The following is a 15,415-nucleotide window of genomic DNA, read 5'->3' on the forward strand; positions in this document are numbered from 1 at the left end:
TTTACTCGGGCTTAGTTAGCGCGCAATTATTTAGCGCAAAAATATAATCGTTGATATGAGGCTTTAACCATGGAAACTCTCTACACCGCAGTTGCAACCGCTACCGGTGGCCGTGATGGCCGTGCCGTTTCCAGCGACAACATCCTCGACGTCAAACTCGCCACCCCGAAAGAACTGGGCGGTGCTGGTGGCGCAGCGACCAACCCCGAGCAGCTGTTTGCTGCCGGTTACTCTGCGTGCTTTATCGGCGCGTTGAAATTCGTCGCCGGCCAATCCAAAGCTTCAATCCCGGCAGACGCTTCGATCACTGCCCATGTTGGCATAGGTCAGATCCCCGGCGGTTTCGGTCTGGACATCGATCTACACATCAGCCTGCCCGGCCTTGAACAATCCGCTGCACAAACACTGGTTGATGCTGCGCATCTGGTTTGCCCTTACTCAAACGCCACACGTGGCAACGTTGACGTAAGGCTGCACGTAACCGTTTAACGCTTTGGTTTGCATGCAGAACGGCATGAAGAGCAAATAAAAAAACCCGACGCTAAGGTCGGGTTTTTTGCTTGCTACGGTAAAAGACTGCGCTTATTTAGCGCGACCTTTGTACGAACCGCCGTCACGGGTATCAATTTCGATCCTGTCACCGATGTTCACGAAGTCAGCAACGCTCAGCTCAGTGCCGTTTTTCAGCTTGGCTGGCTTCATTACTTTGCCCGACGTGTCGCCACGAGCTGAACCTTCGGTGTAGTCAACTTCTCGGATGATCGTAGTTGGCAACTCAACCGACACCAGGCGATCTTCAAAGAAAATGGCTTCGCAGACGTCAGTCATGCCTTCTTCGATGAACGGAAGAACGGCTTCCAGGTCTTCAGCGTTCAGCTCGTACATAGTGTAATCAGTGGTGTCCATGAACGTGTAGGTGTCACCGCTGATGAATGACAGAGACGCTTCCTTACGGTCCAGGATCACGTCTTCCAGTTTGTCGTCGGCGCTGTATACGATTTCGGTCTTGTAACCGGTCAACAGGTTCTTCAACTTGGTCTTCATGATTGCGCTGTTACGACCAGACTTGGTGAATTCAGCTTTCTGAACCAACCAAGGGTCATTTTCGAGCTTAATCACTGTGCCGGGCTTGAGTTCTTTACCAGTTTTCATTACGAATATCCGAATTTGGATGGATTTACAAAAATCTAGGCCGCGTATCATAGCCAATTTACATAAAACTGTACTAGCGCCGCAGTTAGATCGGCCTGGGAAGCCTGTTCCAGACACCAGTGCTCTGCGTGTTCAGTAACCTCAGGCCAGTGTAGTAGCAGTTCAGACCAGTGCGGCCCCATTTCATTAGCACTGTTCCACGCCTGCCACACACTCTTTAACGCCTGGCTCGCGCTTGGCGACAGCCCTTTCAGGTAAAGCTCAAGAAAAGCATCAAGCTTGACCCAATGCGCGTCATCGTCCTGTTCATAGATGTGCCAAAGCAACGGTCGACCAGCCCACTGCGCACGGACGAATGAGTCTTCACCGCGCACGGCATTGAAATCGCAGCTCCATAGCAAGCGATCGTAATCGTCTTGTCCAACGAAAGGTAAAATCTGCACCGTTAGGGCGCCGCGCTGTGCCCGTGCCCCCGCGCGGAGGCCATCAACGTCGAGCCACCGTCCTATATCACCCACAATCCGCCCCTCTGGCACCAACAGGCAAGTTGGTCGAATATCTGTAGCCAATGCGTCCAACCAACTAGCCAACCCTGAGTTCTCGTACGCGAACAGCGAAATCAGCCGCGCATTGCTTACGGGTTCTACCCCCAGTCCTTGCAGAAAACCGTACCGCGCCGCTGCATCGAGCTGGAACGCGTCCCGCCGGTCTAGCAGGCCCGCCTCTCGCAATAAGCCCCCGGTGTCTGATCGAAAACCGGGAAAGAAGAAAATCTTACGCAAGCCATTGGGTTGCGGCGACGGCAATGCATGGCAACCGGAGACCCATTCCTCGGCGCTCAAATATTCCAGATTCAACCACAGCGGTGGTCGCGAGCGCTGAGGCATCGCGTCGAAGTAAGCCGGCGGCAGACGGCAGGCAAAGGCTTCAATCACCACGTCCGCTACTTCGGTCGGCTGCCAATCTTTACTCCAGTGACAGATGCTCACCCCATCCTGCCATTGTTGAGCCGCCGCTGTATCCGCTCCGGGACACAGACGGGTAAAGGGTTGCAGATCGTCCACCCACAGCCGAACCGCGAAACCGTGCTCAGCCGCCAATTGCCGAGCCAAGCGCCATGTCACGCCGATGTCGCCGTAGTTATCCACAACGCTACAGAAAATATCCCAGGAGGCTCTCATGCCCAGCTCTCTAACCACTAAAGACTATGATTGTCTGCCATAACGGTCTGCAAGCTCCAGCTTCGGGTAAACGCCGTGCGACAATCGTTGGCATCGACTGTCCACGCCAGGAACTCGCAATGCTTACTCATCCGTTGAAACTGATTTTGTGCATCGCGCTGGGCGTTTGGCTCGGGTGTGTCGCTGTAGCGGCGACTGGTATGTTCGCTTACGACTCATTGATCGGCGGCAAGGTCACCGCCGTGAGCGCTGCCGTCAACCAGATTAAGCTCCACATTCCACACAAAGGGTCGGCAGCGTACGAGTCGACCTCCGAACCCGAGCAGGCGCCAGAGCTGGAGTCAAACAACTCGATGTTCGAGAAGTACAAACAGAACCTACAGGACACCCAGGCGCGGCAAGACGATGACCAAGTCAAAACAGCCAGGGAAAAACGCATTAGCGGCCCGAAATGCCAGTTCTGGCAGCAGCAGGACCAGACTGCTCCCAGCGAAAAAACCCGCGCCAACGTCAATCTGTTTTGTGGTTGAGCCCCGATGCCTGAGTCTTACGATAAATACACTGTCCTGCAATTGATCATTGCCAAGCTCAAGATCGATCTGGATGTGCTTCAACGGGCGGCACAGACCGCCTACGAGACGGCAACCCATGAAGAAAACATCGCCGAGAATAAATACGACACTCTGGGTCTAGAGGCGTCGTATTTGGCAACTGGCCAAGCCCGGCGCGTTGAAGAAATCCGTCACTCATTGGGAGCGCTTCAAAACCTCAAGCTGCGGCCGTTCGATAGGCTGCGCGGGATTCAGATCGGAGATTTGGTAAACCTAGAAGCCAACAGGGGCGGCCAGCAGCAGCTGTTCATCGGGCCTGGCGCCGCCGGTCTGAAAATACAGCAGGGCAATAAATCAATTACCGTTATCACCCCCCATGCTCCGTTGGGGAAAAACCTTATCGGCAGGGCACAAGGCGATATTGTGGAAATAGTTATCAACCACGAGCGACAATCGTTTGAAGTGAAAGAAGTACAGTAATCTATTCGTTTGGAGGGTTGATCACCTCAACTTATTCTGGGTAAGGTGACGCAGCATCGCCATCAGTGTCCCTGGACGGATATCTCTAACTGATATCTCCAGGTGCATGGACTCATTAAAAGGAGATTTTTCATGTCGAACGTCGTTAGTTTTCCAGACGCCCATGAACGTGATCGCCTCAAGTCCAATGATCATCCTGGGTTGTTATACCTGAGCAAAAAAGAGCGCCTGCTGATTGAGGAGCTTCGCGTGACCAGCCATGCCGGTCGGCAATACATTTACGAATACGCGCACATTATGCAGGCGTCCAAGCCATTGCATCCTGACTGAAGCACACGCCAGCGTGGGTGCTGCAAACTGACCCTAGAAGTGTTGGAAGGCAACGCCACGGCCCAGGCGGCTTATCGCAAGCTAGGTTTCGCAGGGTATGAACTGGACCCGGAGATGGGCAAGGCGATATTCTGGCAAAAAGTGCTTTAAAGCGCTCAAGGTGAGACGAGATCAAACTGGATCTGTTCGCTTTAGACCTATGCCTAGGCCCGCTCTTGCGGGCCTGAGAGCAATCAACTCTTGATCAAATAGCCACGCCCCTACTCCCCCGCCCGCGCCGCCGCCATCTGGTCGTTGAAGTTCTTGAAGAACTGCTCATAGCCACCATTCACCTCAGCAAAGCGCAATGGTTTGACCCGCTCCACCAGAATCTCATCGGCATCGGGCGAATGCTGGAATATCCCCATGACTTCATCGATAAAATCCTTCAGCGGCATGGCATGGGGATCGTTTGCCTGACGATCGCCCATCAATTCGGTCTGCACATAGGGCGGCACCAGTTCGTGAACGTTTACTGCCGTGTCCTTAAGCTGGTAACGCAGCGACTGGGTGTAGGAATGCACCGCCGCCTTGGTCGCACAATAGCTGGGTGTAAGCGCCAGTGGCACGAAGGCTAGGCCTGACGACACGGTGACAATTGCCGCGTGGGGCTGCTTGAGAAAGTGCGGCAACAGCAGCCCGTCCAGACGAATCGGCCCCAACAGATTAGTGGCGACCGTGGCCTCAAGCTCGGTAGCGCCAGCGCGCAGGGATTCACCGCGCATGATGCCTGCGCAGTGAATCACCGCGTTCAGCTTCGGATAGCTGGCAATCAGTTGCTCAGCGACTCGCTGGGTATCGGCAGAGTCGGTGGTGTCGAGCACTGCGTAGTGCAGGCCCGGATTAGCCTGAACAACTTGCTTGAGTACTGACTCACGGCGCCCGGCAATGATCACTTCATTGCCCAAGGCCAGAAAAGCTTCAGCCAGCGCACGACCAATTCCGCTGCCGCCACCGGTGACCAAAAGGGTATTACCTGTAGTTTGCATAGCTGTCTCCAGTCATGTCGCAAAGATGTTGCGCCCCGTATGGGGCGATTCGATCTACCATAGAGTCAACAGGCGCTGTCGGGAAGTAGGCGCCAAAAAGTGCCGTACTTACCTGCTGGAAACCATAGCCGATGAATGATCCATTGCAACCCGTTAATCGCCCCCCGCAATGGCCCCATGGCAGTGATGCGAGGGACCCGGAACTGGAAACACTGGTGCGGGAAATCATCGGTCGCATTGCTGACAAATGGACAATGTTAGTGATCGAGGCCCTCGCCGAACACGGTTGCCTGCGGTTCACGCAACTTGCAGCAAAGGTCGGGGATGTCAGCCAGAAAATGCTGACCAAAACCGTGCGCCAGATGGAAGCCGATGGGCTGCTCGTGCGAACGGTCTACCCGCAAGTGCCACCCAAGGTTGAATACCGACTGACTGAAATGGGCATGAGCCTGGGTGAGGCATTTTGCGGCGTATGGTTATGGGCTGAGCGGCATCGCCAGAGCATAGAGTCCTCACGAAGAGCCTACCAGGCACAGGTTGATTTACAGGCGGTGCTGAACGGCGCACCGGAGATTTGACCGGCGTTAATTATCAATCTTTCATGCGTGTGAAGTCTGCTCCCGCATCCACACAATCGCGTCTGCCCCGGCAGCCATTCGCATTGGCGAGGTTGGGTCGTTCGCCGCACGCCATACCGCCTCGGCCACGTCCTGAGCTTCAGTGACCAAGGTAGATTGCGACCATTCAGCAAAAACCTGCTGCGCCAGATCGTTGTAGGCCTCTGGAATAGTGCCTTGCATACGAGCCTGGGCATTTTTACCGAAGTCGGTGTCAGGAGCACGGCCCGGCAGCACCAGACGCACCCGAATATTGAACGGCTCAAGCTCCAACGCCAGTGACTCGGTGAACGCATTTACCGCAGCTTTGCTTGCGGTATACACGCTTAGCAACGGCAATGATTTCACCGTTACGGTTGAGGTGACGTTGATAACAACTCCAGTTTTGCGTTGGCGAAACTGCGGGAGCTCCGCTTGAGTCACCGCCATGGTTCCAAAGGTGTTGGTTTCAAAGATGTCACGGATCGCTTGCATCGAGCTGCCTTCGAGGGCGCCCAAAAAACCGATACCGGCGTTATTGACCAATACATCGATTGGCCCTGCGGCCTCTATCGCCTGTTGAATACTGTTCGGATCGGTCACGTCCAGAGCAAGCACGCGCAGATGCTCGGATGGCGCAAAGACGCTCGCGTCTGGAGTGCGCATTGTCGCGATGACCTTCCAGTTTCGCTCAAGAAAATATCGGGCGGTGGACAGACCAAAGCCTGAAGAGCATCCAGTAATCAGCACAGTTTGCATGGGTTGTATCCATTGGTCATTGGAGGAACTATAAAGATAGGCTGTCGTACCCGGATTTTAAATAATCAGCAGTCCGCCTATCTTTCGCAGGAGTCCGAGATGCTAGATCCGCTCGCCGAGGTGGTCACCCTGTTGCAACCAAGCGCCACCATGTCCAAGGTCGTCAGCGGCGCGGGTGCCTGGCGCGTGCGCCGCACAGACACTGGCCAACCCTTTTACTGTGCGATTCTCGCGGGCGGATGCCGGCTGTCAGTGTCAGGACAGTCGCCGATAACCTTGCAGACCAATGACTTTGTGCTGATCCCGGCCGCCTACGATTTCAGCATGACGAGTCTGGAACCGATGACTGACGAAGACGCCGATACCGTGCCTGTTGAAGTGCGCCCACGGGACATTCGTGTCGGTACGCCGGACTCTCCGGCCGATGTTCAATTGCTGATAGGCCACTGTGCATTTGGTTCACCGGATGCTGCGCTGCTGGTGTCACTTCTACCGCAACTGGTGCACATACGCAGTGAGCGCCGACTGGCAATGCTGGTTGAGCTGGTGACCGATGAGGCGCGCGCACAACGACCGGCACGAGACGTGATCCTGGCACATCTGTTGGAGGTGATGTTTATCGAAGCCCTGCGCTCAACCGCGAACGTAGGCACATCGCCCGGCCTGCTGCGTGGCCTCGGCGACGAGCGCCTGGCCGTGGCAATACGTCAAATGCACGAATATCCAAACCGGCCCTGGACGGTGGTGCAACTTGCCAAGGAAGCAGCCCTTTCTCGCTCGACTTTTTTCGAACGCTTCACCCAAGCGTTGGGCATGGCTCCCATGGCTTACCTGCTCGGGTGGCGTATGGCGTTGGCGAAAAACCTGTTGCGTCGTAAAGACGGCAGTATCAACGAGATAGCCCAGCGTGTCGGATACAGTTCAGCGAGTGCTTTCAGCGTTGCGTTTAGCCGCTACACGGGGCTGGCACCTGCACGCTATTCGCGAGAAGCCATCGTAGTTTGAATGGGCAAAGGGCTAACTAATGTATTGCGAGATATCTATATGCACAGCACCGGAACGCTGTCGGGTCTGCCAGCTTGATGCCGTCAAAGTATTCGTGCGTCCAACAGATGCACGCTTACACCGATAAAAATAACGCCGCAAATGCGCTTGATCCGTCCAGCCCAGCGGGCCGCGCGCAGGCGTTTACTGAAGTAATGCGCGGCTGTGCAATAAAGCGAATGCACCACTGTTACCGTACTTGCCATGGTAACGATCATGATCAGAAAAGGACGAGTCATAGCCTGCCCTTTTTCGATGAATTGCGGCAGGAACACACAAAGAAACATCAGCGTATTTGGATTACTCCCTGAGACTAAAAAAGCCTGGCTCGCAATTCTCCATTTCGAGGTGGGGCCGTTTGCCGGAAGTTGGCCGATGGCCTCGGCTGCTGCCACTGGCGCAAACAATTGGCGCACGCCCAGGTAAATAAGCGCCCCGGCTCCTAATACCTTGATCGCCATAAAGGGCATCGGCACCGTCGTCAATATTGCTCCCACCCCCAGTGTCACCGCGCTGGTGAGCAGCATTTGCGCTGTCAGGTTGCCAGCAAGCGTCGCCGCCATCGCGGCAGCCCCGTAACGCAGGGTGTTGCCAACGCTGAGCATAATGTTCGGTCCCGGCGACAGGGTAGTCGCAAGGTAGGTGAGAAAAACATAACCCAATGATGCAGTGCCACGGCTGCCCCACGTTATGCAAGTCTGCGTTGAGAGCGTAGCAGCAGGTGGGACGTCTGTTTTGATGGAGTAATCGACGTACGCCGAACCGGAGTTAGAGGACTGCGCACAGAGGTTGACGGTGCCCGGTCAACGCGACGAAGCAATAAACGGAGCGTATCCCGCGCGTGCAGACCGGATAATCCAGATCCACTCACGGAGCAAGAATTCATGAATACTGCGCACGTTGGCGCCGAATCTCACATTCTTTGTTTAGGAGCTTACGTTTGGGTGGACTGCCTGGGCCAAGGTCTGATCAGCGCATCCGGGATAGCTTCGTGTCCGTTTAAATTTTGGACTCTAAGACCATGACTGACCGTCAAACCATCGTTCCAGACAGTATGAGAATGCTTTGCGATCGTGCTGGTTACGCGCCAGCTGTAAAGGTAGGAAAAACTGTCTACTGCGCTGGTCAAGTAGGCCGGACGCCGGAATTATTAGTTATCGAAGACCCTGAGCAGCAGTTTTTGGCGGCGTGGGACAATCTTCGGCTTGTCTTTTGGCAGCCGGGGGCTGCGAATTTGAAGATGTCGTCGGGATGACGACTTATCACGTGGATATGCACCGCCACATGCCCGTCTTCAGACGCGTGAAGGATGAAGTCTTTCCTAGAAGCACTTGTGCATGGACATGCATAGGCGTCAGTGAGTTGGCTCATCCGGGCCTCCTCGTAGAGATCAAATGCATCGCCGTGCAGCGGTAATTTCTCAAGACCCTTGGCTACGTTAAATTGCCAGGCTTGCTTGAGCCTTTCGAGGTCCAAAAAATTGCGCAGGCATTAATCCGTGAAACAGAGACAGTTGCTCACCAACGTGACGTTCCGGACCTACGTACCCAAAGGACGTGAAACAACGCAATGGGTTTGCCTGCCGTCTGCAAGGTTGATTAATTAATTAGACCAAGCGTTGTCGCTGTCCCACGCTATCTGCATTTCACGCTCTACGCTCGCGGGATTCGCAAACAGGGTTGCAAACAATGCTTTTGAATATTCGTCGGCACACACGTGGGCGGCACCATCCTCAATGCCCTCCAAAAGCCTGTTTGCGACTTCGCTTGGGGCTACTTTCTCAGCGCTGACCTCAGCAGCCATATCAGTATCAATAAACCCGGCGTATACACCGGTGACGACTGTACCCTTGCTACGTAACTGTATACGCATGCCATCGGCAAGTGCCAGTGCCGCGTGCTTGGAAGCGCAATAGGTGGCGTTGAATGGATACGCATACCAACTTACGACCGATAGCATATTGGCAATTGCACCGCCGCCATTGCGGGCAACGGCATAGACTTTCTGCGCACCGGCGCGAAGGAGCGCTTCGGTAATCTCACGGCCCAAGCCGCGGTTAGCGCCTGTGACCAATGCAATGCAACCATCCAGTTTCATTGTAATTTCCTCTGGGTAAAACGACGCTCTCCACAACGCACAGATTCGGTCGATTGCAGCCTTGCATGAGGGGCTGCAATCGATTCAGAGACATTTATTGAAACGTCTGAATAACTTTCCTAATCGATTAGTTACCAGATCACTTTGCATCCCAATCAGGCGCAAACGGAGGCTGGACAAAGCGCTGATCTTTAGCGAGAGATGCGATCGCCTGCCGATCCTCATCGTCCAGTTTCACCGCAAGGGCTTCCAAGTTCGCTTTTTGACTTTCGGCGCGCTGCGCTTTCGGAATTGCGATCACACCGTCTTGATCAAGTAGCCACGCGATGGCGACCTGAGCTGCCGAGACGTCATGCTTAGCGCCTATTTGCATCAACGTCGGATCACTCGCTGCTCTACCCTGAGCCAGAGGCGCGTACGCGACCAATGGAATATTTCTCTCCCTGAGGAAGGTTAAAAGACGAGTCTGATCAAGGAATGGATGGTATTCGACCTGAACCGCTGCAACGGATGCACCCAACTCATCGATCGCTGTACGAAGCATCGGCATATTGAAATTACAAACCCCCAGTTCCCGAATTCGTCCGCTATCACGCAAAGAACCAAGTGTCTTCATCAGGGCAGCCATGTCCATGGATGCCGAAGGCCAATGAACCATGTAAAGATCGACGTATTCCAACCCAAGCTTTGACAGGCTCGTATCGAACGATTTCAACAAAGCGGTTGGCTCGAGCTGGTCGTGCCACACTTTTGTCGTAACAAACAGTTCGCTGCGCGCTATACCTGATGCGGCTAGTGCACGACCTACCGACGCCTCATTGTCGTACATAGCCGCAGTATCAATATGCCGATAACCGACTTCGATAGCACTTTCGACTACCGCTTGGCAGCCGTCACCGGGCATACGGAACGTACCAAAACCTAAACGGGGAATAGTCAAACTTTTAGAGATCAAGCTTTTCATCAAATCACCTTTAATCTATATAATTTAGTGATGAAGACCGTAGCGAATTAATCAATAAGACCAATTTTTTCAAGTTTCCGTAAGTTCAGCCAGACTGCAAAAGCGTTGCCTTCGATATTAGCTTCCGGCACAAATCCCCAATAGCGGCTATCGGCGCTATTGTCGCGGTTATCACCCATTCCGAAGTAGTAGCCTGCGGGAACCTGACAGCTGACCTCTGATGCCCCATAAACGCAGTTTTCTATATGAGGAAATTTCCAGATTGGATAAAAGTTATGGTCGCCTCTTGGATTGACGTAAATATCATGGGTGTGAATAGCCAACGTTTCACTGTATCTGTTGGCGGATAGACCCGCTGGCGTGTCCAGCCGGCCAGGCACCAAGTCGACGGCATTCTTTACGCCATTTACAAAAAGCTGGTTATCCCTATACGCGACGGTGTCACCCGGCAGACCCACGATGCGTTTTATATAGTGTGTACGGGGATCCTGTGGGTAGCGGAAAACAATGACGTCGCCCCGCTCAGGAATGCCATAACTCAATATTTTTGTTCCCATGACAGGGACGCGAAGTCCATAAGCAAACTTGTTCACCAGGATGAAGTCGCCCGATTCCAAGGTCGGCAGCATCGAGTCAGACGGAATCCTGAACGGCTCCACGATGAACGACCGGATAATGAAGACCACCAGGATGACTGCAAACAGACTGAATAAAAATCGCACACCGTACACTGCCCAACTTAACACACGGCCGACCCCGTTATTAGCCGCATCTGATATGACGGCCAGCGCCTCAATACTGGGCATTTTACTAATGACTGCGAACTCAAGAATCTTCGCAATGCCGGTCACCGTCAGCACAGCGCAGAGTACCAACGAAAAATCCAAATCCATCTGACTTCTACCCAATTCGTTAGCCGCGCCGTGCCCGATGAAAGGCAAGCCACGTGAGCTTATTTCGACTGAAAAAGAAGACCTTTAAGAACCGTTTCAAGCGTGGTTTTCCCTTTCATCCGAACATCAGCGCTGCGCTCGAATTCAATCCACCCTTCATTGAAACCGTCTAGCATTTGCATCCTGGGCAACGGATTTAAGGCACCCTGAGCACGAAACATCGGCTCCCAGCTTTCGCGCGGGACTGCTTCAACGGAAATAGTTCTGCCCAGAATCTCACCGAAGACCTTCGCCATGTCGTTTGGCGAGATCCATTGGCCTTCCAGTTCGACTATTCGCGTACCCGTCCATTGCTCTTGAAGCAATCCAGCAGCGACTTCACCGACGTCAGCCGACGCGATCATCGGCACCTGTTTATCGAGCGGATGAAGAAAGCTATTGATCATGTCCTGCTCAAGAACGGATGCGATATCAAACGCCGCATTGTCCATGAACCAGCCCGGACGCAGGAATGTGACCGGCACCGGGAGGATGCTCAGCGCCTTTTCCATTAATGTACGCTGGGTTAGCAAATTGATTTGAGTCGCTTGGGCGCCAATCGTGGATATGCATACCACTTTATCTGGCCGGGCAGAGTCGATTGCCTGTGACACGGCATCAATGACAGAACGCGCCTCCGGAAATCCCGGTGCAGGATCGAACTCGGAGGGCGGAAGAATGAAAACACCACTCGCGCCCTCAAATGCGCGGGTAAGTGCCGGCGCATCATCCATATTGGCAATGACGACCTCACAACCCAGTGCTTCCCAATACGCGCCCTTTGCCGGGTCTCTTACTACCGCGCGAACGGCTTGACGATTATTGAGAAGCGCACGTGCCACTGCGCCGCCGACTTTTCCGGTGATACCTGTGATGACATACATAGTTGTGTTTCCTTTAGGTGTTAGGAGTACATCAAGCCTTATTCAAACCAGCGTAAAGCCCATGCTCGAACTGTCCATAAAGCTTTACTACTGCTGGGTCATAAAACGGCAGCGTCTGGGTAAATATCGCACCGGTCACCTGCTTGACCGGGTCTAGCCAGAAATAACAATTCGGCAACCCGGCCCAACTTCCGCTACCCGCACTTCGACCGTTGGGGCCCGGTTGGCTGTTGATGTCAAAGGACAGCCCCCATTTGTGCGGGGCATCAGGAAATTGATTAAAGCTTTCTGAATACGCAGGTTGTGCTGATTTCATCTCGACCACGTTCAGGTCGCCGATATGGTTGACGAACATCGTCGCGACAGTTTCTGGTTTCAAAAGGGTCGAACCGTTGAACACGCCACCGTGCAGATGCATTTGAAGAAACTTCAAATAGTCCCGAGGTGTGCTGAACAAACCGCCGCCTCCGCTGAAAAACTCAGGACGCTGGGGCATCTCGAACGGGCCCGTCTTCAACGATCCATCCTGCTGGCGCATATGAAGAGTGGGCACCCGATGCTTTTGAGCGCTACTGATAAGAAAGCCCGTATCGGTCATGCCCAGTGGTGAAAAAATGTTTTCCTTGAAGTAGATCTCCAATGACTGGCCACTCACCGCCTCGACCAGTTTCCCAACCCAATCCAGGCTGATGCCGTATTCCCAGCGGTCTCCCGGATCAAACTCCAGTGGCGCCGTGAAGGCGCCATTTTTGGACGTGGCGATATCAGGCATACCCGTAACTTTTTCATATTCGCCCAACGCTTCGCTCCATACGCTGTAGGTAAATCCAGAGGTATGGGTCAAGAGGTGTCGCACGGTGATGGGCCGAACAGCCGCGCGCAATCGAGGCTGTCCCGATGCATCAAACCCTTCAAGCACGTGAGGTGAAGCTAATTCCGGAAGAATTTCGCTTGCTGGTTGGTCAAGCGACATTTTCCCTTGCTCAATCAATTGCATGCACGCGGTTGCAGTGATTGCTTTAGTCATCGACAGCAACCAGAACACCGATTGTGATGAAATCGCCGTTCCCGACTCCAAATTACCGCTGCCGTACGCTTTTTCGTAAACCACACCTCGTTTCGTCGCACCGATCGCCACCACCCCAGCCTCTGTGCCATTTCGAACGGCTGCATCAAGGGCCTGGTCGATGGACGTGAATGAAGCATCCGGCTTGGGTGTAGACCAAGTCGGATGGGTTGATGCCTTGGCCTCGGGTAACCCCGCAAAGGCTGAAGCGACGAGAAGACCCGATGCACCTTTGAGCATGTTCCGGCGAGTGAGATCGTATGACATGAATAAGGACCTGAATTTGAATACAGGGCCAGAGTAGCGACGCTCGATCATTGACAGAATGCCCAATCAGTCACATCTTTAGTGACTTTTACGCACGAGTGGATAACGATATGAGTTTTGACGGTCGCCTGCTTTCCAACATCAGCGTTTTGGCCGCTATCGTCCACAGTGGCAGCTTCGCGCGGGCGGCTGAAGCATTGAGCATGTCGCCCTCTGGCATCAGCCGCGCTGTTGGACGCCTGGAGACAAGCATCGGCGTTCGACTGTTCGATAGAACGACACGGTCAGTGACGCTAACGGACGAAGGACGCATGCTCTACGGAGAGATCAGTCCGTTGTTGGCAGGGATAGGTGATGCGGTCAACTTGACCTCCGGCGCATCCACAGCAGTGCGGGGCCGACTGAGGGTTAACGTTGACACGTACTTTTCCCGCCGGATGATGGCGCCCCACCTGGCCAGGTTCTTGACGCTGTACCCAGAGATTTCCCTTGAACTCCTCGTCCGCGACCAGTTGGGTGATCTGGTCGGCGAAGGATTCGACATTGCGATCCGCTTCGGCCAACCACCGTCGTCTACCTTGATCGCACGCAAATTGCTGGAAACCAGTACGGTCACTGTCGCTTCGCCTGATTACTTGAGTAAACACGGGTCTCCTAAAACACCCTCTGATCTGATTCACCATTCCTGTATTCAGATGAAAAGCACCATGACCGGGTTGCCTATGGAGTGGGAATACACATTGGGCAATACGACGGTACCGATTAAGACCACCAGCAGATTATTGGTCAACGAATCAGGCACTTTGATAGGCGCGTGCCTGGCCGGCGTTGGCATTGCTCGTATCAAGGCCAGTGGAGTGAAAGACCTTATCGTCGATGGTCAGCTTGTTGAATTACTCCAAGGCTGGGCAGGTGAGAAATTTTCTCTATATGCCCTCTATCCTTCACGGCACTTACCGCCCGCCAAGGTCAGAGCGTTCATTGATTTCGTGAGTGAGTTTTTGCAAGAAGATGCGCCTCTTTCAAATTAACTCACTGCGATGACGATAATCGGGCGCCGTATCTGAGTCGGTACTTGTCTATCAGCAGTGTGCCCAAGCCAAGAACCAAAGGCAGAAACGCCAGGCCACAAATAACTTTCCATCCATACCGGTTCAACAGGCCACCCGACGCAAAAGAACCTAAAACCATTGCACCAAACACTACAAAATCGTTGAGCGCCTGAACGCGGCCCATGGCTACAAAAAAACGCTTCACAGTCTGGAGATTCTCTTGTGTGCTCATCGAAATTCCTCCATTTCCTTTACTCAGAAACGTGTCCGATTCAATCGGACACGTTGTAAGCCTGTTGATGAGGACGTCGTTTCGATGACTCAGCCGATATCGACTTTCATGGCGATGTCCCAGGTTCCGGCGCCATTTTTAGCCAATCCGATCATCATCAGACCGAGCCACTCGAGCGTCTGGGCCATCTGCAGGCCGCCGACATCTAACGGACGCAGCCCGAGACTCTCGAGAAAAACCGAGACGCGCGCCTTGGCGTCTGCGTCGTCCGCCGCGATGAACGCATCCAGGCTTTCATCTTTGGCAAGTACGTGGCCAAAGAGGGTATTGAACGCCTTGACGACATGCGAGCTGGCTGGGGCGCCCTTGGCGATCTCCTGCGCGCCGGAACTGCCGTGGGGGTAGCGAGGCCCAAGAGATCGGGAGCGACCGGGTTGGTGATATCGACGATCACCTTACCGTCGAGTGCTTTACCAAAGTCGGCCAGTACCGCCACCGCACTGGTGTAAGGCACGGCGAGAATGACGATGTCGCCCGCAGGAGTGGCGCCGTAAGTCCCTGTGATCGTTCCGGATGCGACCTTATTGGCAAGCGCTTGCGCGTTGGCGGGGTCGCGGCTGATCACCTCGACGGTGTGTCCGGCCTTGGCGATACGGCTGGAAATAGCCGCAGCCATGCCACCCGAGCTAATGATGCTGATCGTGCTCATGTGCAGTCTCCGTTTCTAAATCAGGTATTTCTGTTTTTTCTGGACGGGTTACCCGCCGCCGGGTGCACTGCGAGCCGGCGGGGTGCGTTGA

General features: G+C 54.0%; 19 protein-coding genes and 2 pseudogenes. 9 read left to right on the top strand and 12 right to left on the bottom strand.

What is annotated here, in order from left to right; translation table 11 throughout:
• The first annotated feature begins 69 nt into the window (after positions 1 to 69).
• Positions 70 to 489, top strand: a complete 420-nt coding sequence (locus QN378_RS21585) for an organic hydroperoxide resistance protein (protein WP_322204914.1) — start codon at positions 70 to 72, stop codon at positions 487 to 489.
• A 93-nt stretch (positions 490 to 582) separates the two neighbouring features.
• Here QN378_RS21585 and QN378_RS21590 read toward each other — a convergent pair whose 3' ends face one another.
• Positions 583 to 1,152: an elongation factor P gene (locus QN378_RS21590; protein ID WP_322204915.1), complete on the bottom strand. Its 570-nt coding sequence runs from the start codon at positions 1,150 to 1,152 to the stop codon at positions 583 to 585.
• A gap of 47 nt (positions 1,153 to 1,199) precedes the next feature.
• Complete coding sequence (gene earP / locus QN378_RS21595) at positions 1,200 to 2,333, bottom strand: elongation factor P maturation arginine rhamnosyltransferase EarP (protein ID WP_323550582.1); 1,134 nt, start codon at positions 2,331 to 2,333, stop codon at positions 1,200 to 1,202.
• A gap of 119 nt (positions 2,334 to 2,452) precedes the next feature.
• Here earP and QN378_RS21600 point away from each other — a divergent pair, with 119 nt between their 5' ends.
• The 4 genes and pseudogenes from QN378_RS21600 to QN378_RS21615 all read left to right on the top strand — a co-directional run.
• Positions 2,453 to 2,863 carry a hypothetical protein gene (locus QN378_RS21600; RefSeq protein WP_323550581.1) on the top strand — a complete coding sequence of 137 codons (411 nt, stop codon included), beginning with the start codon at positions 2,453 to 2,455 and terminating at the stop codon, positions 2,861 to 2,863.
• Between the two features lie 6 nt (positions 2,864 to 2,869).
• Entirely contained in the window at positions 2,870 to 3,364 is a 495-nt protein-coding gene (locus QN378_RS21605) for a transcription elongation factor GreAB (protein WP_322204918.1), read from the top strand.
• Positions 3,365 to 3,496: 132 nt separating this feature from the next.
• Positions 3,497 to 3,694 (top strand): hypothetical protein, encoded by a 198-nt coding sequence (locus QN378_RS21610; protein ID WP_299827741.1) that lies wholly within the window; start codon positions 3,497 to 3,499, stop codon positions 3,692 to 3,694.
• A 6-nt stretch (positions 3,695 to 3,700) separates the two neighbouring features.
• Positions 3,701 to 3,844, top strand: a pseudogene (locus QN378_RS21615) (GNAT family N-acetyltransferase); the annotation flags it as partial.
• A gap of 110 nt (positions 3,845 to 3,954) precedes the next feature.
• Here QN378_RS21615 and QN378_RS21620 read toward each other — a convergent pair.
• The gene (locus QN378_RS21620) at positions 3,955 to 4,722 is read right to left on the bottom strand and encodes an SDR family oxidoreductase (RefSeq protein ID WP_322204919.1); all 768 of its coding nucleotides are present in this window, start codon (positions 4,720 to 4,722) and stop codon (positions 3,955 to 3,957) included.
• Positions 4,723 to 4,853: 131 nt separating this feature from the next.
• Here QN378_RS21620 and QN378_RS21625 point away from each other — a divergent pair, with 131 nt between their 5' ends.
• Positions 4,854 to 5,300 (top strand): helix-turn-helix domain-containing protein, encoded by a 447-nt coding sequence (locus tag QN378_RS21625; RefSeq protein WP_322204920.1) that lies wholly within the window; start codon positions 4,854 to 4,856, stop codon positions 5,298 to 5,300.
• 21 nt (positions 5,301 to 5,321) lie between these two features.
• Here the strand turns inward: QN378_RS21625 and QN378_RS21630 are convergent, their stop codons facing one another.
• A complete protein-coding gene (locus QN378_RS21630) occupies positions 5,322 to 6,077 on the bottom strand; it encodes an SDR family oxidoreductase (RefSeq protein ID WP_323550580.1) in 756 nt (251 codons plus the stop codon).
• 99 nt (positions 6,078 to 6,176) lie between these two features.
• Here QN378_RS21630 and QN378_RS21635 point away from each other — a divergent pair, with 99 nt between their 5' ends.
• Complete coding sequence (locus QN378_RS21635; RefSeq protein ID WP_322204922.1) at positions 6,177 to 7,082, top strand: AraC family transcriptional regulator; 906 nt, start codon at positions 6,177 to 6,179, stop codon at positions 7,080 to 7,082.
• Positions 7,083 to 7,165: 83 nt separating this feature from the next.
• Here QN378_RS21635 and QN378_RS21640 read toward each other — a convergent pair whose 3' ends face one another.
• The gene (locus tag QN378_RS21640) at positions 7,166 to 7,726 is read right to left on the bottom strand and encodes a LysE family translocator (protein WP_323550579.1); all 561 of its coding nucleotides are present in this window, start codon (positions 7,724 to 7,726) and stop codon (positions 7,166 to 7,168) included.
• A 416-nt stretch (positions 7,727 to 8,142) separates the two neighbouring features.
• Here QN378_RS21640 and QN378_RS21645 point away from each other — a divergent pair.
• Positions 8,143 to 8,537: pseudogene (locus QN378_RS21645) on the top strand (RidA family protein).
• A 186-nt stretch (positions 8,538 to 8,723) separates the two neighbouring features.
• Here the strand turns inward: QN378_RS21645 and QN378_RS21650 are convergent.
• The 5 genes from QN378_RS21650 to QN378_RS21670 all read right to left on the bottom strand — a co-directional run bounded on the left by QN378_RS21650 (position 8,724) and on the right by QN378_RS21670 (position 13,382).
• Complete coding sequence (locus tag QN378_RS21650; RefSeq protein WP_322204924.1) at positions 8,724 to 9,218, bottom strand: SDR family NAD(P)-dependent oxidoreductase; 495 nt, start codon at positions 9,216 to 9,218, stop codon at positions 8,724 to 8,726.
• Positions 9,219 to 9,357: 139 nt separating this feature from the next.
• Positions 9,358 to 10,182: an aldo/keto reductase gene (locus tag QN378_RS21655; protein ID WP_322204925.1), complete on the bottom strand. Its 825-nt coding sequence runs from the start codon at positions 10,180 to 10,182 to the stop codon at positions 9,358 to 9,360.
• 47 nt (positions 10,183 to 10,229) lie between these two features.
• Positions 10,230 to 11,075, bottom strand: coding sequence for a signal peptidase I (gene lepB, locus QN378_RS21660; RefSeq protein ID WP_322204926.1), 846 nt, complete (start codon positions 11,073 to 11,075; stop codon positions 10,230 to 10,232).
• 59 nt (positions 11,076 to 11,134) lie between these two features.
• Complete coding sequence (locus QN378_RS21665; protein ID WP_322204927.1) at positions 11,135 to 11,998, bottom strand: NmrA family NAD(P)-binding protein; 864 nt, start codon at positions 11,996 to 11,998, stop codon at positions 11,135 to 11,137.
• Between the two features lie 31 nt (positions 11,999 to 12,029).
• Complete coding sequence (locus QN378_RS21670; protein WP_323550578.1) at positions 12,030 to 13,382, bottom strand: serine hydrolase domain-containing protein; 1,353 nt, start codon at positions 13,380 to 13,382, stop codon at positions 12,030 to 12,032.
• Positions 13,383 to 13,441: 59 nt separating this feature from the next.
• Here QN378_RS21670 and QN378_RS21675 point away from each other — a divergent pair, with 59 nt between their 5' ends.
• A complete protein-coding gene (locus tag QN378_RS21675) occupies positions 13,442 to 14,362 on the top strand; it encodes a LysR family transcriptional regulator (RefSeq protein ID WP_322204929.1) in 921 nt (306 codons plus the stop codon).
• A gap of 1 nt (position 14,363) precedes the next feature.
• Here QN378_RS21675 and QN378_RS21680 read toward each other — a convergent pair whose 3' ends face one another.
• Together QN378_RS21680 and QN378_RS21685 are read right to left on the bottom strand one after the other, a co-directional pair.
• Positions 14,364 to 14,615, bottom strand: coding sequence for a hypothetical protein (locus QN378_RS21680; protein ID WP_322204930.1), 252 nt, complete (start codon positions 14,613 to 14,615; stop codon positions 14,364 to 14,366).
• Positions 14,616 to 14,820: 205 nt separating this feature from the next.
• Complete coding sequence (locus QN378_RS21685) at positions 14,821 to 15,324, bottom strand: NADPH-dependent F420 reductase (RefSeq protein WP_322204931.1); 504 nt, start codon at positions 15,322 to 15,324, stop codon at positions 14,821 to 14,823.
• Positions 15,325 to 15,415: the final 91 nt, after the last annotated feature.

The organism is Pseudomonas sp. 10S5 (assembly GCF_035019745.1).
GTDB lineage: Bacteria > Pseudomonadota > Gammaproteobacteria > Pseudomonadales > Pseudomonadaceae > Aquipseudomonas.